Annotated in this window: 19 protein-coding genes, 1 tRNA gene and 1 pseudogene; 11 read left to right on the top strand and 10 right to left on the bottom strand. The window is 63.1% G+C overall.

The features are described 5' to 3' along the window. Window positions 1–209: 209 nt before the first annotated feature. Window positions 210–851: a ScbR family autoregulator-binding transcription factor gene (locus tag A2J01_RS01795; protein ID WP_003946317.1), complete on the bottom strand. Its 642-nt coding sequence runs from the start codon at window positions 849–851 to the stop codon at window positions 210–212. Between the two features lie 189 nt (window positions 852–1,040). Then, window positions 1,041–1,694: a TetR/AcrR family transcriptional regulator gene (locus A2J01_RS01790; protein ID WP_003946303.1), complete on the bottom strand. Its 654-nt coding sequence runs from the start codon at window positions 1,692–1,694 to the stop codon at window positions 1,041–1,043. A gap of 154 nt (window positions 1,695–1,848) precedes the next feature. Between A2J01_RS01790 and A2J01_RS01785 the strand changes: the two genes are divergently transcribed. The 6 genes from A2J01_RS01785 to A2J01_RS01760 all read left to right on the top strand — a co-directional run bounded on the left by A2J01_RS01785 (window position 1,849) and on the right by A2J01_RS01760 (window position 7,942). Further along, a tRNA-Gln gene (locus tag A2J01_RS01785) sits at window positions 1,849–1,919 on the top strand. Between the two features lie 76 nt (window positions 1,920–1,995). Continuing rightward, window positions 1,996–3,447 carry a bifunctional UDP-N-acetylglucosamine diphosphorylase/glucosamine-1-phosphate N-acetyltransferase GlmU gene (gene glmU, locus A2J01_RS01780; protein WP_082900777.1) on the top strand — a complete coding sequence of 484 codons (1,452 nt, stop codon included), beginning with the start codon at window positions 1,996–1,998 and terminating at the stop codon, window positions 3,445–3,447. A 71-nt stretch (window positions 3,448–3,518) separates the two neighbouring features. Then, complete coding sequence (locus A2J01_RS01775) at window positions 3,519–4,499, top strand: ribose-phosphate diphosphokinase (protein ID WP_003946284.1); 981 nt, start codon at window positions 3,519–3,521, stop codon at window positions 4,497–4,499. Between the two features lie 239 nt (window positions 4,500–4,738). After that, window positions 4,739–5,395, top strand: coding sequence for a hypothetical protein (locus tag A2J01_RS01770; protein WP_064111689.1), 657 nt, complete (start codon window positions 4,739–4,741; stop codon window positions 5,393–5,395). Window positions 5,396–5,474: 79 nt separating this feature from the next. Beyond that, window positions 5,475–7,055, top strand: a complete 1,581-nt coding sequence (locus A2J01_RS01765; RefSeq protein ID WP_007728891.1) for an SLC13 family permease — start codon at window positions 5,475–5,477, stop codon at window positions 7,053–7,055. Continuing rightward, window positions 7,055–7,942 (top strand): cyclase family protein, encoded by an 888-nt coding sequence (locus A2J01_RS01760; protein ID WP_064111676.1) that lies wholly within the window; start codon window positions 7,055–7,057, stop codon window positions 7,940–7,942. Before A2J01_RS01765 ends, A2J01_RS01760 begins: the two co-directional genes overlap by 1 nt. Before the next feature lie 3 nt (window positions 7,943–7,945). Here A2J01_RS01760 and A2J01_RS01755 read toward each other — a convergent pair whose 3' ends face one another. Continuing rightward, on the bottom strand, window positions 7,946–9,151 hold the full coding sequence (locus A2J01_RS01755) for a PQQ-dependent sugar dehydrogenase (protein ID WP_054188780.1): 1,206 nt from the start codon (window positions 9,149–9,151) through the stop codon (window positions 7,946–7,948). A gap of 108 nt (window positions 9,152–9,259) precedes the next feature. Further along, window positions 9,260–10,801: an HNH endonuclease signature motif containing protein gene (locus A2J01_RS37405; protein ID WP_064111674.1), complete on the bottom strand. Its 1,542-nt coding sequence runs from the start codon at window positions 10,799–10,801 to the stop codon at window positions 9,260–9,262. 96 nt (window positions 10,802–10,897) lie between these two features. On the opposite strand from A2J01_RS37405, the gene A2J01_RS37400 reads away from it, so the two are divergent. Beyond that, window positions 10,898–11,242 (top strand): DUF4288 domain-containing protein, encoded by a 345-nt coding sequence (locus tag A2J01_RS37400; RefSeq protein ID WP_046379990.1) that lies wholly within the window; start codon window positions 10,898–10,900, stop codon window positions 11,240–11,242. A 12-nt stretch (window positions 11,243–11,254) separates the two neighbouring features. Here A2J01_RS37400 and egtD read toward each other — a convergent pair whose 3' ends face one another. The 5 genes from egtD to A2J01_RS01720 all read right to left on the bottom strand — a co-directional run bounded on the left by egtD (window position 11,255) and on the right by A2J01_RS01720 (window position 16,851). Next, a complete protein-coding gene (gene egtD, locus A2J01_RS01740; RefSeq protein WP_064111672.1) occupies window positions 11,255–12,226 on the bottom strand; it encodes an L-histidine N(alpha)-methyltransferase in 972 nt (323 codons plus the stop codon). Next, window positions 12,223–12,969 carry an ergothioneine biosynthesis protein EgtC gene (gene egtC, locus A2J01_RS01735; protein WP_064111669.1) on the bottom strand — a complete coding sequence of 249 codons (747 nt, stop codon included), beginning with the start codon at window positions 12,967–12,969 and terminating at the stop codon, window positions 12,223–12,225. Before egtC ends, egtD begins: the two co-directional genes overlap by 4 nt. A gap of 1 nt (window position 12,970) precedes the next feature. Then, a complete protein-coding gene (egtB, locus tag A2J01_RS01730; RefSeq protein ID WP_047270293.1) occupies window positions 12,971–14,278 on the bottom strand; it encodes an ergothioneine biosynthesis protein EgtB in 1,308 nt (435 codons plus the stop codon). Then, window positions 14,275–15,498, bottom strand: a complete 1,224-nt coding sequence (gene egtA / locus A2J01_RS01725; protein WP_064111667.1) for an ergothioneine biosynthesis glutamate--cysteine ligase EgtA — start codon at window positions 15,496–15,498, stop codon at window positions 14,275–14,277. The genes egtB and egtA overlap by 4 nt, the downstream gene beginning before the upstream one ends. Window positions 15,499–15,576: 78 nt before the next feature. Continuing rightward, the gene (locus A2J01_RS01720; protein WP_042448927.1) at window positions 15,577–16,851 is read right to left on the bottom strand and encodes an APC family permease; all 1,275 of its coding nucleotides are present in this window, start codon (window positions 16,849–16,851) and stop codon (window positions 15,577–15,579) included. A gap of 14 nt (window positions 16,852–16,865) precedes the next feature. On the opposite strand from A2J01_RS01720, the pseudogene A2J01_RS01715 reads away from it, so the two are divergent. Both A2J01_RS01715 and A2J01_RS01710 read left to right on the top strand, forming a co-directional pair. Beyond that, window positions 16,866–18,048, top strand: a pseudogene (locus A2J01_RS01715) (aminotransferase class V-fold PLP-dependent enzyme). Window positions 18,049–18,130: 82 nt separating this feature from the next. Then, a complete protein-coding gene (locus A2J01_RS01710) occupies window positions 18,131–19,591 on the top strand; it encodes an FAD-dependent oxidoreductase (RefSeq protein WP_064111664.1) in 1,461 nt (486 codons plus the stop codon). Here the strand turns inward: A2J01_RS01710 and A2J01_RS01705 are convergent. After that, window positions 19,588–20,793, bottom strand: coding sequence for a GAF domain-containing protein (locus tag A2J01_RS01705; protein WP_228232777.1), 1,206 nt, complete (start codon window positions 20,791–20,793; stop codon window positions 19,588–19,590). The genes A2J01_RS01710 and A2J01_RS01705 overlap by 4 nt on opposite strands. A 290-nt stretch (window positions 20,794–21,083) precedes the next feature. Here A2J01_RS01705 and A2J01_RS01700 point away from each other — a divergent pair, with 290 nt between their 5' ends. Continuing rightward, window positions 21,084–21,692 (top strand): 50S ribosomal protein L25/general stress protein Ctc, encoded by a 609-nt coding sequence (locus A2J01_RS01700; protein WP_003946242.1) that lies wholly within the window; start codon window positions 21,084–21,086, stop codon window positions 21,690–21,692. Window positions 21,693–21,798: 106 nt separating this feature from the next. Continuing rightward, window positions 21,799–22,197, top strand: a 399-nt coding sequence (gene pth, locus A2J01_RS01695) for an aminoacyl-tRNA hydrolase (protein ID WP_064111662.1), incomplete at its 3' end; no start/stop codon positions are given.

The raw sequence follows: 22,197 nt of genomic DNA, 5'->3' as shown, positions 1-22,197 counted from the left end.
CCCTGACAAACCTTCATTCTCAGCAATTCTTCAGCTACCGATAGAACATACCGCAATCCGAAGATTGACGGCAAGATCGGACTTCCAGATTCCCATCAACACTATAAACATACTCTTAGTTTGTTTCGAATGCAGAACAAAGAGAACAATGTCCCTACCAGGACATTTGCAGCAAATTGACCAAGGAGCAGTGCGGAGAGCCAGTGATTTCAGTGATCACTGGCAAGGCGACGGGCCGCGAATTGCCTGAAGTACTCCACTTTCGATTCCGGGACCACGATCGGCAGTATCAAGTTCCACGATGCCTTCATGGAGTCCGAAAGCTCACGAACGGTCCCGGTCGCGGCTGCCATCAGCCGAACTCCCGACGCAACTTCCAACAGGAAACGAGCAATGTCAGCAGAATCCGCGTCCGAACGCAGATCACCTTCGTCGGCCGCACGGCTGGCAAGTTCACGGTAAATGTCGAGCCACACGTCCAGAGTCGCCGGCCCGGAGCCCCGATAGTCCCCGATCTCGACCAACAAGCGGAACGTAGCTCTAACCATGGCGTCATGCGCACCGATGTCGACGATGACCGACGAAATACCGATCAGTGACTCGAGCGCGGGAGTTCGACGGTCCAACCAGAGCTCACATTTTGCGTCGAAACGTGCCGAACCCTCGTCGATCACCGCCCGCGCGAGTTCTTCCTTGGACCCGAAATGGAAGTACAGGGCGCCTTTGGTCACCTGCGACTCGGCGATGATCTCGCTCAAGCTGGCATTGGCATAGCCCAGGCGCAAGAACACACCCGCTGCTCCGCGCAGCACCGAATCACGGGTGGCTTCTGCCCGCTCTTGCCTCACCATCGATCCGGCCTCCAATCACCACACATCGAACGAATTCTTGGTCTTACCCGTTCACAGCGTCAAAATGGATGGCACGGTTCGGCATTCAACCCACCCTGCAAACAAATGAGACATTTGCCCATCAAACGATCGTGATACAGCGAACACAGCTTAGACCGCGATCCATCTCTGCGCGGCAGGCGCGCCTGGTTAACCCTCCAATTGTGGATCGGCTTCCAGATTCGTCAGCCCATTCCAACACAAATTCACGAGGTGAGCGGCGACAACTTCCTTCGACGGAGTCCGTTCGTCGAGCCACCAAGTAGCCGTAGTGGACACCATGCCGACAAGCGCCTGTGCGTACATCGTTGCTAGTCCGGGGTCGAAACCGCGTCTGGAGAAGTCCCCCGCCAATAGGTAGCCCACCTGACTGATCGCATCGTTGAGGAGGCTCGAATATGTCCCACTGGGCGCGACAACGGACGAATCGCGCACGAGTATCCGAAATCCGTCGGTATGCTCTTCCACGTAGGTGAGCAAAGCCAACGCAACCCGCTCGACTCGAACTCTCGAGCGATTTTGTGAGAGCGAAGACGTGATCATCTCGAGGAGTCGCGACATCTCCCGGTCCACTACGACGGCGTACAGCCCCTCCTTGCCGCCGAAGTGCTCGTACACGACAGGCTTGGACACGTTCGCGCGCTGGGCGATCTCCTCGATCGAGGTCGCTTCGTATCCCCGTTCGGCGAACAATGCCCGCCCGATCTCGATCAGCTGTTGCCGACGTTGGGTACCGGTCATCCGGATCCGTGTCACTCGTTCGGGAACTGGATCCCCGCCACCCGAACCGGACACCGTCGCCATTGTCTTCCTCTCGCCGACACACAAATCACTGCTGTGGACGCTCAGCCTATCGGGACTTCGGGGGCCCGATCGGAGGAGCGGTTCGACCTACGGCGGGTCGGCATGCGATTATTCTTTCGCGCGTTCGGCCGCAAGGCTCGGCAATGCGTGGCAATCCGCCGTGGTGTAATGGCAGCACCTCTGATTTTGGTTCAGATAGTTCAGGTTCGAGTCCTGGCGGCGGAGCTGGTGAACAACATGCTTTCCCGAGCGGAATGTATGTCTTGATCGACAGTTTGATCGACAGAGGGAGCTCAAACCAGTGCAGACCGCCGTGATCGTTCTCGCAGCGGGTGCCGGTACACGAATGAAGTCGAAGACTCCCAAGGTCCTCCACACTCTCGCCGGACGCAGCATGCTGGCACATTCGCTTCACGCGGCAACCTCACTGAATCCCACGCACCTGGTGACCGTCGTCGGTCACGATCGTGAGCGTGTCACCGAAGCCGTGAACGCAGTCGCCGGGGAACTGGACCGTTCCGTCACCGTCGCTGTTCAGGACGAGCAGAAGGGCACCGGGCACGCTGTCAGTTGTGGGCTCGAGGGGTTGCCGGCCGACTTCTCCGGGACCGTACTCGTCACAGCCGCCGACGTGCCTCTGCTCGACGGAAAGACCATCGCAGACCTCCTCGCCCAGCACACGGCTGCTCCCGCGGCCGCGGTGACGGTGTTGACGTCGACGGCCGTCGACCCCACCGGCTACGGGCGAATCCTTCGTACGACGGACGGCGAGGTGAACGCCATAGTCGAGGAGAAGGAAGCCACCGATTCGCAGCGCTCGATCACCGAGGTCAATTCAGGGGTCTACGCCTTCGACTTCGAAACTCTGCGCGACGCGCTGGCGTCCCTCGACTCCAACAACGCACAACACGAGTTCTATCTCACCGATGTGATCATGATCGCCCGTCGCGCGGGCAAGCGTGTTCGTGCTCAGCACATCGCGGATTCGGTTCTCGTCGCGGGCGCCAACGATCGCGTGCAGCTCTCGACGCTCGCCCGCGAGATGAACCGTCGGATCCTCGAGAAGTGGATGCGTGCCGGCGTCACCGTCGTCGATCCTGCGAGCACATGGATAGATTGCGACGTGCACGTCGCACAGGACGTGACGCTCCTGCCCGGAGTTCAGTTGACCGGCACGACCTCGGTGGGCGAAGACGCCGTGATCGGCCCGGATACCACCTTGGACAACGTGACCGTCGGTGAGCGCGCAGTAGTCGTCCGCTCGCACGGGACCGACTCCGTTGTCGGCGCGGACGCGACTGTGGGCCCCTTCGCCTATCTCCGGCCTGGTACCCGCCTCGGGGCACACGGCAAGATCGGCGCTTACGTGGAAACCAAGAACGCGGATATCGGCGAGCATTCGAAGATTCCGCATCTTACCTACGTCGGCGACGCCACCATCGGCCATCACAGCAATATCGGAGCTTCGAGCGTCTTCGTCAATTACGACGGGGTGAACAAGAGCCGTACTGTGGTGGGGTCGCATGTCCGAACAGGCTCCGACACCATGTTCGTCGCCCCTCTCGTCGTGGGAGACGGCGCATACACGGGTGCGGGCACGGTCTTGAAGAACGACGTACCGCCTGGGGCGCTCGCCGTCTCGGGTGGGGTGCAGCGCAACATCGAGGGCTGGGTCCAGAAGAATCGTCCCGGCACACCCGCGGCCGATGCCGCTGCAGCAGCTGCACAACCTGACGGCCCTGCAACAACCTGACAGCCCTGCACAACAGACAGCACAGATCACCACCAGATCGACCGGCAAGTACAAAAGGACGGCATGAACCAGTGACTGCGAATTGGATCGACAACCAGAAGAACCTGATGTTGTTCTCGGGTCGCGCACATCCCGAGTTGGCGGAGCAGGTGGCGAAGGAACTCGACATCCGCGTCACCCCGCAGACCGCGCGCGACTTCGCGAACGGTGAGATCTTCGTTCGATTCGAAGAGTCGGTTCGCGGCTCCGATGCGTTCGTCCTGCAGAGTCATCCGGCACCGCTGAACACGTGGGTGATGGAGCAGCTCATCATGATCGACGCTCTCAAGCGTGGATCGGCAAAGCGCATCACCGCCGTTCTTCCGTTCTACCCGTACGCCCGCCAGGACAAGAAGCATCGCGGACGCGAGCCGATCTCCGCTCGCCTGATTGCCGACCTGCTCAAGACCGCCGGCGCCGATCGCATCATCACGGTCGACCTGCATACCGATCAGATCCAGGGCTTTTTCGACGGCCCCGTCGATCACATGCACGCACACAGCCAGTTGGCCAACCACATTCGCGCGGGCTACAACCTCGAGAACATCACGGTGGTGTCCCCCGACTCGGGCCGCGTTCGTGTCGCCGAGAAGTGGGCCGACTCGCTCGGCGGTGCACCGCTGGCATTCATTCACAAGACGCGCGACCCGTTGGTACCCAACCAGGTCAAGTCCAACCGCGTCGTCGGTGAGGTCGAAGGTCGCACCTGCATCCTGATCGACGACATGATCGACACCGGCGGAACCATCGCCGGCGCGGTCAAGGTGCTCAAGGAGGCCGGTGCAGGTGACGTCGTCATCGCTGCAACCCACGGCGTCCTCTCCGACCCTGCGGCCGAGCGTCTGTCGACGTGTGGCGCGAAGGAAGTTGTTGTCACCAACACACTTCCGATCGACGAGTCGAAGAAGTTCCCGACGCTGACGGTGCTGTCCATCGCACCGCTGCTCGCTCGCACCATCAAGGAAGTTTTCGAGAACGGTTCTGTGACTTCGCTGTTCAACGGCAGCGCCTAGTCTCGCGCCGCACTACGGGCGCGTACCTGTGACTTCACGGTCACCGGTACGCGCCCGTCGTCGTCTTCGTGAAGGTCTCAGAAACAGACCACCCGGTCATCATGAAACCACCTGTGGGACACACGAATACCGCCGAATGCGGCGATTGACATGATTTTGATCACGCTCCCGTCGAGAAACCCAGGTCGATGTTGGGGCGGTGTTCACCGCGCCGCAATCTTCGCCTAGTGTGGCTCGTCGTGATCGACGCGCAAACCCTGGAATCCCGGCCCGAATCTCATTCCCTGAATTCATCAGTTCCGACGATCCGGCGGTGGCGCCCAGGATCTTGTGTCTGGTGCGGAGACGACAACTCCGTGGACATGTTCCGCAACGAACCCCGCTGCGGAAAATGCCGTGAAAACGAAGGCATCATCGACGACGCCAAGCGCTTCCTCGGCATGTACGGTCTGCGCCCGCTCGGCGGCACGCTGCAGTCCGACGACGACGAAGAGCGCGAGTACCGCGTCAACGCACGCGAGGCACGCCGAGTCCTGAACGAGATCCGTATGGACGTCCTTCCTGATGCGGCCGCTGTTCGCAAGGCAATTCGGCCCCGCGCCGCAACGGTTGTCGCCGACACGTCACCCGCACGCGCTTCCCGCCCCGCCAGCACGGGCACAGCGACGCGCGTTGCCGCTCCGGTCAAGACCGACACCGTGGACATCGACACGCTCCAGACGCGCGTCCTAGGGCTTCTCGATCAGCTCGGTTCGATCGACGAGCAGATCAAGGTCGCCGAACTCGCACAAGGGTTGCCGGCTCGCGCACGACTGAGCGATCTGAACAATCAGAAGGCCACGGTTCTTCGCACGCTGGCCGCTCTCGAGAAGGCCCGCATCGCCGCCTCCAACTAATTCCCCTCGCGTCCGTCCCACGGCCCCGTCTCACTTGCGAGACGGGGCCGTTCTGTTTGAGCAGGTACCTTTACGAATCGTGAATGACATCACCATCACTTTCGTCGTGCTTGCACTGGTCGTGGCGCTGTTCGTGATCGGCCGAATCCCGGTCGGCATCATCGCGATCGGCACTGCCCTGGCGCTGTACGCCACCGGTGTGATCACGATGGAGCAGGCGCTCGCCGGATTCGGCGATCCCACGGTGGTGTTCATCGCCGCGCTTTTTGTCGTCAGCGAAGCCCTCGACGCCACCGGTGTCACCACATGGGCGGGCGAGAAACTGCTGGCGAAAGTCGGCGAATCCCGAGTCCGCCTCGTGAGTGCGATCATGTTGCTGGTTGCCGCGTTGACCGCATTGATCAGCGTCAACGGGGCCGTAGCCGCGTTGGTACCGATGGTGGTCGTCTTGGCGGTACGTCTCGGTAAATCGACGTCACAACTGCTTCTGCCGTTGGCATTTGCCGCCCATGCCGGATCGATGCTCACCTTGACCGGAACACCGGTCAACATCATCGTTTCCGAAGCCGCCGAGGAATCCGGGGCCGGTGCTTTCGGGTTCTTCAGTTTCACCTTGGTCGGTGCGCCGCTCGTATTGGGAACGATTGCGATCGCCGTACTTCTCGGTCCTCACGTCCTCCCCCATCGTGCTGGGACGTCGATGTCGCCTGACCTGAGCCGGCATGCCAAGACCCTCGCGAAGCAGTATCAGCTCATGGGAAAGGATGCGCCGTCCGCAGAGCCCTTGATCACCAAGCACGACGGCGTGGTCGAAGTGATCATCCCGCCGCGCTCGGAAATGATCGGCGACAGGGCTTTTCCGGGCATGGTGACCGACAGTGGAGATCTGGTGATACTCGCAGTCCAGCGCGCCGGTGAGGACTGCGGCCCCAAGGGCGTCAAGTTGGCGGCCGGTGACACGCTTCTCCTGCAAGGAAGCTGGGACGATCTCGACACCCACACCGCCGTCGATCCGAACGTCCTCGTGGTCGACGCACCTGCCCAGATCCGTAAGCAGGCAGCCCCGTTGGGAACCCGCGCGGTCATCGCTCTCGTCGTCGTTGCGGCGATGGTAGTGATGCTGACGTTCGGATTGGTGCCATCCGCGATAGCCGGACTCCTCGCGGCATGTGCGATGGTGCTGCTACGAGTCATCAGCGTCGAGCAGGCGCATCGGTCCATCTCGTGGACCACGTTGATTCTCGTCGGCGGAATGATCCCGCTGTCGACCGCAATCCAGCAGACCGGCGCGGCCGAAAAGCTCGCGCATGCGTTTGTCGACGTCGTCGGTGGGGCAAGCCCGTATGTCGTCGTCGCTGGACTCTTCGTCGTGACGGCGACTCTGGGCCAGCTGATCAGCAACACTGCAACCGCGTTGATCATCACGCCGATCGCGATCTCGGTCGCCATCGAACTCGACATCTCGGTGCTGCCCCTTCTGATGACGGTCACCGTCGCTGCCGCGGCCTCCTTCCTGACGCCTGTAGCCACTCCCGCGAACATGATGGTGATGGGCCCTGGTGGTTACAAGTTCGGCGACTACTGGAAGCTCGGACTCCCGATGTTGTTGTGGTTCCTGATAGTTGCAACGGTGTTGATCCCAGTGATCTGGAGTTTCTGATGTGCTCACCGAAGGTCTTGTCGGAGGTCTACGAATCGATCGGACGCGAAGGCAGGAAGATCAGCCGTCGATCGATGTTCGCGGCGCTGGGCACCGGTGCCCTCGGCGCGACCGTCATGGCCGGCGCTGTACAGCCCACTGCGTCGGCAACGCCATCGGGTCGGACCATCGTCGATCTGACCCACGTACTGACGCCGGAGTTCCCGGTGTGGCCGGGCGCGCGCTCGTTCGAGATGAGGAACCTGGCGAAGATCGCCGACGCCGCCGGGTCTCTGGGCTCGCTCGGCTCCGCCGGGTCAGGTGGAAACTTCTACCTCAACGAACTCCGCCTCGAAGAACACACTGGTACTCACATCGACGCTCCCGCACACGCCAGTGCGGACGGAATCACCGTCGAGAAGATTCCCGTCGCCGACCTCGTCGTGCCGATTGCGGTCGTCGACATCAGTGCCCGAGCCTCCGTCGACCCCGACACACTGCTCACCCGCCAGGACATCCTCGATTGGGAGTCCCTCCACGGGACCATCGCTCCCCGCAGCCTGGTTGCGATGAACTCGGGTTGGGATACCCGGGCCGGTGCCGGTGGCGCCTTCACGAATCGAGATGCACTCGGCGTGCAACACACACCGGGATTCAACCCCGAGGCGATCGACTTTCTCGTCCGCGAGCGCGACATCGTCGCCGTGGGCTCGGACACCCTCAGCATCGACGCGGGCCGAAGCACCACCCACGGGGCTCACCGAAGCGCTTTGGGCTCAGGAAAGTACGCAGTCGAAGCCCTCGCAAATCTGTCCGCACTTCCGGCCGTCGGCGCCACGGTGATGGTGGGAGCGCCGACGCATGCGGGTGGTTCGGGTGGTCCGTGCCGGGTCATCGCCTGGTACTGAAGATCAGGGCGTGGGCGTCACCCGCAGCACCTTGTCGCCGGCGCCGTTGTCGGTGGTCACCAGGAGCGAGCCGTCGGGCGTCGGGGTCACCGACCGCAAGCGACCGAACTGGTTCTCCAACCCGAAGGTCTGCGCGTCGACCGAGCGTCCGTCGGCATTCAGGCGGAGGAAGATCAGTTCCTTGCTCTTGAGGCCACCCATTACGAGCGCACCGTCCCAGGCACCCCATGCAGCTCCACCGGTGAAGGCAGCGCTGGCGGTAGCCAACGTCGAGCTACCCGAACGCCACACCGCCGCAATTGCTCCCGGCACTCGCACCGGGTCGGTCATCGGCACGGATTCGTCGTACGTTCCGGGAAGCCGATCCGGGCGGTAGCCGTAATTTCCGCCGGGGGTAAGCAGGTTGACTTCGTCGTCGACGCTTGTGCCCTGTTCAACCGAGTACACCCGGCCGGTTCCGGGTTGCACGGCCAAGCCTTGGACGTTGCGGTGCCCGAGCGTGTAGACCGGGCTGGAAGCATTCGGATTCCCCGCCGCCGGAGTTCCGTCGGCGTTGATGTGCAAGACCTTGCCGCCCAGCGAATTCGGATCCTGGGGGACGCTCGGCGTCGCGGTGTCACCCGTCCCGACGAACAGCGTTCCGTCCTGCGCCGCAAGAATTCGGCAACCCCCGTGACGCCCGGACGAGACCGGGATTCCTGGCAATACAGTTCCGGTTCGCGTGAGTGCGGTCCATCCGGCGTCGACGGTCCACGCGATCACTCGAACGTCCGTGACTCCCCCAGCACTGAATCCTTGGCAGGTGTACAGGGTGCGCGACTGAGCGAAGTCGCGAGCAAGCGCGATGCCCATGAGCCCGGTTTCGGACTGCGCGTAGAGATCCGAAAGGTCAGCAGCGACTGGACCTGTCGTGTTGTCGCCTCGGCGAACGAAGAATCCGCCGGATCGTTGTCCGGTCAGGATTGCACCGTCCGGGGCCGCCACCACGTCCCAGGGGTGGTCGAGTCCGTCGACCAGTGTGGTGACCGACAACTGCGGGAGGGTGTCCTCGATGGGTATGTCCGGGTCGTCGCTCCCCAACGATCCGGTGCTTCCGTTGCCGAAACTGCCGGGGTCGAAGGGGAATGGTTGAGCCACGCTCTGCGTTACCGGCATCACCAGTACTGCAGTCAGGGCCACAGTCAATGCGGCGAGCTTCGGATGACGCACGCGTTCTCCTCGGGTCGGAAACCGTTCTGCGCCTCACTATAAACAGACAAACACCATTTTTCGGGCCCTCTCGCTATACCCGCAGGCCACAGGAGAAACGAAACCCCTTCAGAAGTCGGCAAACTCCGGCAAAGCGTTCGCCAGTGGGGATGCGTTACGTCTTGATGCAGATCGTGCCTTCCGCCAGCCGGGCACACTCCAGTCCAGGAGGTATTCGAGATCCGCTTCCACTCCCCTGTCCCGAAGTCCGAAACGTCGTTCCAGCGCATCGTCGTCCGTCAAATGCAGTCTCGCCGCGTCGGGCAACCTCAGTTCGGGGTCACAGAATGGGCCTACGGGCGAGGTAACCGTTCGTCGTCCTGACGGATCTTTCCACTCCAGAAGACCACCTCCGATTTGCTTCACTGTCCACCTGCCAAACGTCTTCAGTCGGTGATGTTTTCGACACAGACAGGCCAAGTTCCGTTCTGCAGTAGGCCCTCCCTGAGCGGGGTTGCCGTGATCGAACGGCACCGTGTGATCGATATCGCAACTATCAGAACGCACAACACAATTCGGAAAGCGGCACGTACCGCCTCGCGTCCTAACAATCGTCGCCAACGCCGCGGACGGCTGGTACGTGGATTCACCGCGCCGCGAACCACTGTTCCTTCTCGAGCGATTATCCCTTGCCGCAGCGGGCAATATCTCCGGTGAGCGCATCGACCGACCCACGCCGAGCACCGGTCCGACTGCCCCCGCAGTCGAACAATGTTGCACCTCGGACGGTGCAAGGGTGAGGACTCTCTGCCACGTGGCGTCCGCGGCGATCGCGCGCGCAAGGTCGGCATCGATGTGGCCGTACCCCTGCAAATAGCCTGGCAGGTCGTCGAATCCGAGCAGGGTGGAAGCGTTGACACCCACAAGAATTGTCGCAATCGGGAGCGCGGAGGTCTTCGTATCATCCCTACGGGTGCAATCGCCGTCGCACTGACAATCCAACGACGTCTTTCCTTCCGCCAATGCGATCAGTGCATCGGCACGCCGTTGCCCGAAAGTTCTCGGATCGGAACCACAGACCTGCATCGACATCGCACGGAGCCTCGTGGCCAAAGTCTGAGCGCCGACCGCTGGAAGCATTCCGTCCAGAGTCGACATACCGTCGTGCGACGCGCACGTCCGAACGTCCCGATCCGCCTCCGCACGAACTCGCCTGGCACGCACCCCATCAGGGTCGTGCCGAGCAATGAGACCTCGTGCGCGCGCCTTCAACTTGTTACCGGTTACACGGCAGGCACCGTCCACGAGGAGTCGCTCGATGTCATCGAGCGCGTGCTCGGAAACGTTGGCGAGAGCTTCGGACAGTGCCATCGCTTTGGCCAGATCGATGTCACCGCAAGCAAAAGCGGCCGCCACCCGCGGAAGTCGCCAGCGCAGGTCACATCCCAGTGCAATCATTTTCTGCGCGGCGTACTCCGTAATGCTCAGTATCGACGCGATCTCCACGTGCGCGAATTGACCCCGAAAAGCCTCATTGACTCCAACCGCGGCATCCTCCTCACAACGGTCCAAGTACAGCGCAGTGACCGCGTCGATCTCGAGGAAGTGGGCGCGCGCGATTTCCGCATGCTGCCGAAACAGCGCGTCCGCGGAAGTCTTCGATTCGAACATATGAGCTATTCTACGGGCGCCCACCGACAAGTTTTTGCGAAATCCCGGGGTATTCACCGATACCTTTTGCGCTCCGATGTCACTACGTTCAATCGCATGACTCAGCATCCGACACGAGATCAACCGTACTTCGGCATAGCGATATTCGAGTTGGGGAAGAATGACGGGGTCGGGTGCTTCTACCGAGAGGACTGTTATCTCATCTGGGCTGGCGACCCCGCTGAGGCGCAGTCAAAATTCGAGCGCAAGGCCGGCGAGCAGGAGTATCCGCTCGGCGCGAGCGATGACCAGTCCTATGTAAAACTCGCGCATCTCGTGGATCTTGCGCCGGTGTCGGACGCTGTCCATACCGGCACCGCAGATCTCTACTCTCGACACTTCTCAAATATTGCCGCCTACAGAACTTTTGAGACACTTCTAGGAGGAGACAGCATCCTCTGACAAGCGCCCACTTCACGCCCGCTGCGCGCACAACAACGCGAAGCGCTGATCCTGATCCGTCCACACCTTCCGTACCCCGAAGCCCGCGGACGCGAGTTCCGCGGCAATCCCCTCCTCGGTGAACTTCGCCGAGACCTCGGTGCGCAGCTGCTCGCCCGCTGCGAAGGTGATCTCCAGATCCAGGTCGTCGATGTGCACCGAGACTTCACGAAGTGCTTCCAGGCGCATCTCGATCCACTCGTTCTCGGCATCCCAGAGCGCGACGTGACGGAAGTCCTCCAAGGGAAAGTTCGCTCCCAGTTGCTTGTTCAGGACCGAGAGAACATTGAGATTGAACTGCGCAGTCACACCGGCAGCGTCGTCGTAGGCGGGAACGAGGACTGCGGGATCGATCACCAACCCCACGCCCAGGATCAGGTTCTCACCGGGATCGAGCACCGCTGCAATGCCCGAGAGGAACTCGGCGCGTTCTGCCGGAACGAGATTGCCGAGAGTTCCACCGAGAAAAGCGACCGCGCGCCGTCCACCCCCGGGTAGATGATGCAGCGAACCGGTGAAGTCACTGACCACCCCTACCACGTCGATTCCGGGAAACTCGGCACCGACTTGCTGCGCCGCACCTTCGAGGGCCGTCACCGAAACATCCTGTGGTACATACGTTCGCAGAGTTCCGCGAGCCGTCATCGCGTCGAGGAGTAACCGCGTCTTCTCAGAGGAACCTGAACCCAGTTCGATCAGGATCTCGGGTTCGGTCAACGCCGCGATCTCGTCGGCGTACCGAGCGAGCAGGCCGCGTTCGGTACGGGTGGGGTAATACTCGGGTAAGGCCGTGATCTCCTCGAAGAGTTCACTTCCACGCGCGTCGTAGAACCATTTGGGCGAGAGCCACTTCGGCGTAGCGGTCAAGCCCTCCCTGGCCTCGGCTCGCAATGCGTCGACCGATTCGGCCGGTGTCAGATAAACCTCGAGCGTAGGGGTTTTCATTGTTCTCCCATCGGTATCGGCGTGATGATCAAATGGCCGGGACGCGCGCAGACGATGTGCCGGTCCGGCACCTGCTCCCAGTCCGGCGAACGATCGGACGGTTCGGAAACGATCAGTGCCCGCGACTCGTCGACCCGCGTGTACAACGTGTGGCACCACGCCGTGGCCCACAGTTCCTGCCCGTCGCCGAACAGGAGGTTCAATCGTGAATCCGGTGCCGCCGCAGCCACATCGTGAACCAGGCTCGTCACGGCGGCTTCCGCGGGCTTCGACTTCAACCGATGCCGAAGCACTGTCCACAACAAGGCAGCATCCGTCGGCGCGGGCATCTTCAGCAATTCGACGGCCGGAACTTCTGCTGCCAAGTCGGCGAGTGAGCCAGGCCAACCGGATACCGCTCCGTTGTGGCTGAAAGCGTAGGTTCCGTCGACGAACGGTGCGCAGGCACCGATCTCGACGGCCATCCCCTCCGTCGCGGAACGTACGGCGGCGAGAACGGATCCGGAAATGATGTGGGACAACGTCTCGTCGACTGTCGGGTCCGACCAGATCGGCGAGATACTGCGGTACCGTCCCTGCCTTCCACCGTTCCACCACACCGCGCCGAATCCGTCGGCATTGATGGTCCCGCCGCCACGCATCTCGCGAGGTGCCCACGACTGTCGCATCAGTGAGTTCTCGCCGTCGTGGAGGAGTTCACGAACCGAACGCGGCGGCCCGAGATACCCGAGGTGCCGACACATGTCAGGATCTACCCGAAATCGTTCTGGCGCAGCGAAAACCCGAGAAGATCTGGCGCCTGATCGGATGGTCCCAGTTGCGGAACGTCCCCCGGCAGGCAACGCTGTCGGTCCCGAACGATCCCCCTCGCAACACTTTGTAGTCGCCGCCGAAGAACACCTCCGAGTACTCCCGGTAGGGGAAGGCCCGGAAACCCGGATACGGATGGAAACCCGAAGACGTCCACTCCCACACGTCACCGATCAACTGCTCGACACCTGCTGCCGATGCACCCGCCGGGTACGAGCCGACGCCGGCGGGACCGAGATGGCGCTGACCGAGATTGGCAAGTTTCTCGTCTGCGGACACGTCCCCCCACGGGAATCGTCGCGATCTTCCGGATTCCGGATCCCACCGCGCGGCCTTTTCCCATTCCGCCTCGGTGGGAAGCCGTTTGCCTGCCCAGCACGCGTAGGCCTCGGCTTCGTAGAAGCTCACATGCACGACGGGCTTGTCCGGTGGGACCGGAGCCTCGACGCCGAAAGTCTCGTGCCACCAACCCGAACTGTCGCGTTCCCAGAACAGTGGTGCACGGAGCTTCGCGTCGACGCGATGCCGCCAACCGTCACGGGACCACAGTTCCGGTCGGGAATAGCCGCCGTCCTCGATGAATTCGACGAACTGCCCATTGGTGACCGGGAATCTGTCGATCGCGAAGTCGGTGAGATAGACCTGATGCGCAGTGCGCTCGTTGTCGAGTGCCCACGGTTCGTCGTCGGTCCCCATGACGAAGGGGCCGGCCGCGATGGTGACCTCGTCGAGTTCCGGCATGCGGGCCGCTTGCGGAGCGGGAGTCGCAACGAGTGCCGTGGGCCCCGAACGCAATTGGTGGGTCGCGAGCATGGTCTCGGCGTGTTGCTGCTCGTGCTGCGCGATCATCCCGAAGGCAAAACCGTCCATGTCGAGTTCTGTGCGCCCGAAGGTGCTGGCTTCGAGCACATCCCAGACCTTCCCGCGAACCGTACGTACGTATTCGCGCGCCTCGGCCGGGTTGAGCAGGGGAAGTGTGGGTCTCGACGATCTCGAATGCTTGAACGCGTCGTACAGCTCGTCTATGTCGCTACGCACCGGATCGCGGCCACCGACATCTCGCACCAGCCAGAGTTCCTCTTGATTGCCGATATGCGCCAGGTCCCACACGAGCGGACTCATCAACGGGGAATGCTGAGCGACCAATTCGGTATCGTCGACGCAGTCGGTGAGCAGCGTCGACCGTTCACGCGCTCGCAGAAGTACGGCCTCGACCGCTTCCTTGGTGATCTCCCCCGTCATGTGTCGCTCTCACCGGGCACAATTGCGCGACAACACCGTTCGGCTGCGGCATCGAGAAGACGGACGAACTGCGGCTCCGGCGCGTACGACGCGGCAAGCGACATCAGAGAGGTTGCCGCCGAACGCAGTTCGACGTCGTCCAAACCGAACTCTGCCGCATCCCGCCATCTCCCGGCCGTCGACGCTGCGGCATCACTCGCCTCACGCATCACGGCAGGCCCGGACAGCAACGCGTCGATCGCTGCTACCGGTACTCGCCACAGATCTCCCGGCTGCGCATCGATGTAGCGAACCTCCAGATGGCCGACAGCGCGAACCGGCGGGAACAGCGTGGACAGGTGATAGTCCAAGTCCGCCCAGACGGGTCGGCGTCCGATCTCGGCATCCACAGCGCCGTCTATCCAGTCCCCGAAAGTGGCACCCCGCGGAGCCGTCCAATCGTCGCCCTCGTTTCGCACACACATCAGCGGAACATCGAGCGCCCAGCCGGCGTAGTCCTGCACTTCCGGGACTGCGACCGTTCGCCAGGAATCGAGTTCGAGCCACGTCCGCATGCGTTGGGACGCCCAATCCCCTCTCGGAACCCCTTGCAAGCGTGGAGAACACGCAAACGCAGCGATGAGCGCCGGCCCCATGTCCCCGAGGAGCCGCCAACGCTGGGCAATGGACTCCGGGCTGCCGCCGGCATCGACACTGACCTGCACTGCTGCTGTATTGCACATCATCAAGGTGCCGTACGGTCCTATCCCGGCGAAGCGGGATTCCATTGCGCAATAACGTGGCAACCGGAGAATCCGGGAAGGTGGGCGGGCGACGTCGGCCGCGGCAGAACTGATTTCGATGGAGTACGACGCGAGGAGTGTTTCGAGAGTACGACGGTCTTCGTCGAGACAGTCACACAGTTCTCGGGCGGACGTCCGCGGCGCTGACGAGAGTTCGATCTGTCCGCCAGGTTCTACGGTGACGAGGCTGCCACGAGGAAGCGGAACCGCTGGTGAATCCGGGGCGATACTGGTGGGCGCGTATCGCCCGAGTGCCTTTGCCAGAGTCGCTGCTGACGGCCGCTCCCCACCGGGAACCTGGCTGGTCAGCCACTCGAGCTCAGCTCCGACCAAACGGGGTGGCCCCTGTTTGAAGCACACACCACCGACGTAGGCCTCGGCCGCAGGACGTGAATCCACCTGCGTGGTCTGTGCTGCTGTCAACGCTGCTGTCACCATTCGACTTCCCCTTCGGGCGGTCTTCGCGGTCGCTACCGACGATAGAACGCCAACGTCCGAGATGCACCCTTTGTGGTGTTACGTGTCGTTGAATTTCTTCAGTCGTATCCACCGGTACCCACAACCGGCCAGAACCACACCTGCGCCGGAAACAACCGCGATCCACGGAAGTGTGACCACCAGAACGACACAACCAGCCGCGCCGACCGCTTGCAGCCACTTCGGATACATCCGGTCCACACCGCGTTGGCTGTACGCACTCACGTTCGCGACGAAGTAGTAGAGCAGCACTCCGAACGACGAAAAGCCGATCACCCCACGAAGATCGGTTGTCGAGACCAAGGCGATCACAACGGCACCGACCACAAGTTCCGCATGGTGAGGGACCCCGAACCGTGGATGGACTGCAGCGAGGGCCACTGGCAGATCGCGCTCGCGGGCCATCGCCATCGCCGTACGACTCACGCCGGCGATCAGAGCCAGCAGCGCCCCCGCCGACGCCGCCGCGGCACCGATCACCACTACGGGAACGGCCCAACTCCACCCGACTGCGCCCACCGCATCTGCCAGTGGTCGCGCCGAATTCGCCAGCCGATCAGGTCCCAGCGTCACCAACAGCACCACCGCTACCAGCGCATAGAGGATGACGGCGACGGTGAGTGCGATCAGGATCGCCCGCGGAATCGTTCGACGCGGATCACGCACTTCCTCCCCCAGCGTCGCGATCCTGGCGTACCCGGCGAAGGCAAAGAACAGCAGTCCCGCCGATTGCAGAATGCCGTACCACGACCCGAATGCGAGATCCGGGAACTCGCGCACCGCACCAGGACCGACGACGGCAACCACCAGCGCTACACACAGCGCCGTCGTCGACACGGCGACGATCACCCTGGCCATGTGCGCCGTCCGCGTGACTCCGCGGTAGTTGACTGCAACCAGCGCTGCCACCACCAATACCGCGACGGGGACACGCCAGGCCGTAGGCGCAACATACGTCGCGAAAGTCAGAGCCATTGCCGCGCAGCTCGCGGTCTTCCCGATCACGAACGACCAGCCGGCGGCAAACCCCCACCAGGGTCCGAGCTGCTCACGTCCGTAGACGTAGGTCCCGCCTGAAGTGGGGTATCTGGCCGCAAGCTGCGCCGACGACGTCGCGTTGCAGAATGCGATGAACGCTGCAATCGCCAGGCCCACAAGCAACCCGGTACCGGCTACTGCGGCAGCGGGCGCGAACACCACGAAGACTCCGGCGCCGATCATCGCGCCGAGGCCGATCACCACGGCATCGGCCGTGCCCAGTCTTCGCTCCATCGGGACAGCTTCGTTCACAGGTAGTTTGAACCACACCGACATGAACGGAAGGTGCCATGTTCGATCTCGACACGATCCGCCGCGACACTCCCGGCTGCCTTGACAAGGTGTTCCTCGACAGCGCGGGGATCCTCGCTCCCGCCCGAGCCGGTGCCGGCCACGATGATCGAGCACCTGCGACGTGAAGCCGACGTCGGCGGATACGTCGCAGCTGCTCATCAGAGCGGCGCCCTCGCTGCTGTTCCCCATTCGCTGGCCCGGGTCATCGGTGCTCAGGCAACCGATATCGCTTTGACGGACAGCGCGACCCGCGCGTGGAACGACTTCCTCGCTGCCGTTCCGCTCGGACCCGGTGATCGAATTCTCATCAGCGGAGTCGAATACGCGAGCAACGCCATCGCTGCACTGGGGCGGGCGCGTTCGACCGGTGCCCACGTCGAGATCATCCCGAGCGATCAGTACGGACGCATCGACCTCGACGCACTCGAGAACATGCTCGACGATCGTGTTCGCGTCGTCTCCGTCGTCCACGTCCCCACCAACGGCGGCCTGATCAACCCCGTCCGCGAGGTCGTCGAACTCGCGAGGGCCCACGGCTCGCTCGTTCTGCTCGACGCATGCCAGTCCGTCGGCCAATTGCCCATCGACGTCACCGAACTCGGCGTCGACGCCCTCAGCGCAACCGGCCGCAAGTGGCTCCGCGGGCCACGCGGAACCGGATTCCTGTACGTCCGCCCCGGACTCGTCGATGCACTCGAACCCGCTGCGATGGACCTGCACGGAGCGGAATGGACCGGCGAGAACAGCTTCGTACCCGCACCGGACGCAACACGATTCGAGCTCTGGGAAACGAGTGTCGCTGCGCGCCTGGGTCTCGGCGTCGCCGCCGACTATCTGCTCTCGATCGGCACCGACACGGCGTGGGAGCAGATCGAATCCCGAGCAGTCACGCTGAGGGAAGGTCTGGCAGCGATTTCCGGAGTCGAAGTCCGCGATCGAGGAACCCATCTGAGCGGCATCGTTTCCTTCACCATCGACGGTATTTCCGAGCACCTGGTTCGGGATCAGCTTGCAGCACAGAACATCACCGTCACCGTCAGTGGTCGCGGGTCCACCCTCCTCGACATGGATGCCCGCGGGCTCGATGCCGTGGTTCGCGCATCGCCGCACTACTTCGTCGACGAAGCCGACCTGGACACATTTCTGTGCGCGGTCAGGGGATTACAAACCTCCCGTTGACCGGGACCATGCCTGATCTGTGGAAGTCGAAACTGCAACTGTGGGGTGATCAGCAGTTTCGCCTTCCGAGAGGACTATTCGCATGGCCGACCCCACCGTCAGACCGATCTCCGCTGCCGACATCACCACCTGGGACTACGAGGCCGACGTCGTCGTCGCGGGATACGGCATCGCCGGCGTCACCGCTGCGATCGAAGCAGCTCGTGCCGGCGCCGAGGTGCTCGTCATGGAGCGGACGGGCGGTTGGGGCGGAGCCGCGTCACTGGCTGGTGGATTCATCTACCTGGGCGGTGGAACGCCGTTGCAGAAGGCGTGCGGGTTCGAGGACTCGGTCGAGAACATGAAGACGTTCATGAAGGCAGCGCTCGGCCCCGGAACCGACGATACGAAGATCGACGCGTACTGCGAGGGCAGCGTCGATCACTACAACTGGCTCGTCGACGCCGGGGTCCCGTTCAAGGAATCGTTCTGGGGTCAGCCCGGCTGGGAACCGCCGTACGACGACGGCCTCATGTACTCGGGAGGCGAGAACGCCGCGCCGTTCAACACCCTCGTCGATCCCGCGCCCCGCGGACACGTTCCGCAGATGTCCGAGAAGAACACCGGCGAGAAGGGCGGCGGCTACATGCTGATGAAGCCACTCGTCGAGACGGCCGAGAAGCTCAGTGTCCGAGCAGAATACGATCTGCGCGTCCAAACTCTGGTGGTAGACGGCGATCGGGTTGTCGGCGTCGTCGCCAAGCGTTACGGCAAGGACGTCGCGATTCGCGCACGCAAGGGCGTCGTGCTGGCGATGGGCAGCTTCGCGTACAACAACGAGATGGTGCGCTCGAACGCACCGCGTATCTTCGGCCACCCGGCGGCCTCCATCGAGGCGCACGACGGCCGCGCAATCCAGATCGGTCAGGCACTCGGCGCCGACACCGCACACATGGACGCCACCGAGGTCGCGTTCTTCTGCGACCCACAGTTGATGGTGCGCGGCATTCTTGTCAACGGCCGCGGTCAGCGATACATCCCCGAGGACACCTACCCCGGCCGCATCGGCCAGGCAACGCTGTTCCAGCAGGATAACCAGGCATTCCTCGTGATCGACGAAGCTGCGTACGAGGAAGGCATGAATGCCGAATCGTCCAGTGCACAGTTGCGGGCGCAGCCGAGCTGGGTGGCGGAGACCGTCGAGGAACTCGAAGGCGAGATGGGATTGCCCGCCGGATCGCTGCAATCCACCGTCGACCTCTACAACCGGCACGCGGCTGAAGGTTCGGATCCGGTGCTCGGCAAGAAGTCCGAGTGGGTGAAGCCGATCGTCGGCCCGTTCGCGGCAATCGATCTCCGTGGCCGCACAGGCGGATTCACGCTGGGAGGATTGAAGACCACCGTCGATTCCGAGGTTCTGCACGTCTCGGGTGCGCCGATCCCCGGACTTTTCGCAGCGGGTCGCTGCACGTCCGGTGTCTGTGCGGGCGGTTACGCCAGCGGGACAAGTCTCGGCGACGGCAGCTTCTTCGGACGTCGTGCCGGAATCAGCGCGGCGCGCTAGATCACCACAACTCGCACGCCCTCGGCAAAGCGGTACGGCTGAGTCTGCAGGACTGCGCCGAGGTGTTTCCTCAGTCTGGACACCTCGGCGCGCACTGCCACGACATGCTCGCGATCACCGAAGAGCACTTCGCTCAGGCCTGCGGCATCCACACCTGCCGAACCGACGGCTGCCAGTGCCCGCAAGATCTGAGCGTGACGCGGCGAAAGCGCGCGCGTCCAGTTGGCGTCACCACGCACCGTCACCTGCGGCGATGCTCCGAGGGCCAGCTCCAGCTCGATCAACGGCCCGCCGACGCCGGTGCGCAACAGCCAGCCGTCTCCGAGCGGCTCAGGCAGACACATCCCCAGACCTGGCACGATGACGGGCTTTCCCGCACTGGGTGCTGCCACACGGTCGGGCGCGGCAATCCCGCTGGCGCCGGCCACCCAGCCGAACTCGTCGACCACCAATGCCGGACCTGTGCCTGCCGCGAACAACGGCGCCGCGCGCGAGCGCAGGCGCTCGAGCGAAGCTGCGTGCTCGCGCCACAGCGTCGCCTCCGCGAGGCGAACCGCGGTGCGCACCAGCGCGACGGTGGTGGGATGAACCGAAGCTGCGGATCCACTGATGTCCACCACGCCCAGGATCTCGCCCGTCCGTGGGTCGTGCACGGGCGAGCCGGTACACGACCAATTGTGATGCGTGGGCGCATAGTGCTCGGCCGAGAAGAGTTGCACCGCAGAGTCTTCGATCAGCGCGGTACCTATCGCGTTAGTCCCCACCGACTGCTCCGACCAGCGTGCGCCTTCCGCGAACCCGAGAGCGTCCGCCGCACGTTTGACGGTCTTCGCCCCTTCGCGCCAGAGCAGGACACCGTCGGCGTCGGCAACGACCACGATGAAGCCCGCGTCCTCGGCGACCTCGGTGAGCGTGGTTCGCAGTTCGGGCAGAACGCTTCGCAGCGCGGTACGCGAACGCCTCGCCTCCAACTCGGAGAAATCGGCGACAGTAGACGCACCGCAGTGATCCGGCGTGAGCCCGCCGGCGGCCACCCTCGACCACGACCGCGCCACGACGGTCCGCGGCTGCGCCGGTGGTTCCTGGCCGGAGAGAACTGCGTCGTGCACCCGACTGAGTAGGCGAGCATGCTGCGACAGGTCGGTACCCGGCACGACGGCACCGAGCCGACTGCCTTCGGGAGCGTTCCCCACGATGGTCACTCCGTCAGGCTACCGCTTTCGATGTGACGCGAACCACGTCCACACGGCCAGGTCCCCACCACCTGCGATTAGCGGCCGGGAGCAAACTCCGGTAACGTATCCAAAGTTGTCTCGGCGAGGGTGAATCGCAGCAGTTCCACACGTTGCAGGTTTACCGTGATCGACGCGGCTACGGCTCAGCTCGAGCGTTTCGCTCCTGGCCGTGTGCGCGCCTGTCCGCCTTGCCGCAGGCAAAACCACACGTCAGTAAACCGAGCACGAACCCCGTGAGTTGTAGGAGCCGTTTCATCATGTCTGAAGAAAACAACCTCGTCGCCGTCGTCCGCACCGAATTCGGCAAGGGCGCAGCTCGCCGCGCACGTCGTGACGGCCAGGTCCCCACGGTTCTGTACGGCCACGGTGAAGATCCCCGCCACCTCAATGTGCCGGCTCGCGACTTCGCCGCCATCCTCCGTGCACACGGCACCAACGCCATCCTCACCCTCGACATCGAGGGCACGGAGCAGGTTGCACTGACCAAGTCGGTCGTCGTGCACCCCATCCGCAACTACATCGAGCACGCCGACCTCCTCGTCATCAAGAAGGGCGAGAAGGTCACGATCGACGTGAACGTCATCGTCGTCGGCGATGCTGCTGCAGGCACGATGGTCGCGCAGGACGCATCCACGATCTCCATCGAGGCCGACGCGCTTCACATCCCCGAGCAGATCGAGGTTTCGGTCGAGGGTCTCGAGATCGGAACCCAGATCCTGGCCAGCCAGCTCGAACTGCCCAAGGGCTCGACCCTGCAGGCTGACGCCGACACCCTGATCGTCAACGTCGTTGCTGCACCCACCGAGGCAGACCTCGAAGAGGGCGCAGAAGCTCCCGCCGCCGACGAGGCTGCAGAAGAGGCCTGATCCTCTCGGTTCCAACAGAACTCACTGCGCGCGGCGCGTCATTCCGATTCGGAGTGACGCGCCGTTCGTGCGTAGCAGGAAAAATCAAGCCAGAAAGTAGCGTCCGTTGAGCACAGATACCGCCCTCGTCATCGGCCTGGGTAATCCCGGCCCCCAGTACGAGAAGACCCGGCACAACGTCGGCTTCATGGTCGCCGGCACCCTTGCCGGGCGCATGGGCGGAAAGTTCAACGTACACAAGAAGAGTGGCGCCGAAATCGTCGAAGGTCGCCTCGCCGGCCGGCGCGTGATTCTCGGAAAACCACGCTCGTACATGAATCTCTCGGGTGGCGCTGTCGCCGGTCTCGCACGGTTCTTCTCGGTCGACGCCGCGAACATCATCGTCGTCCACGACGAACTGGATCTCGATTTCGGGACGATCAGACTCAAACTCGGCGGCGGCGAAGGCGGCCACAACGGCCTGCGGTCCATTTCGAGTTCGTTGACCACCAAGGACTACCTGCGC

Origin of the sequence: Rhodococcus sp. EPR-134 (assembly GCF_001647205.1) — a bacterium.
Classification (GTDB): Bacteria; Actinomycetota; Actinomycetes; order Mycobacteriales; family Mycobacteriaceae; genus Rhodococcus_F; species Rhodococcus_F qingshengii.
Note: the sequence above shows the minus strand (reverse complement) of the source record. Positions and strands in the feature narration are given on the sequence as shown.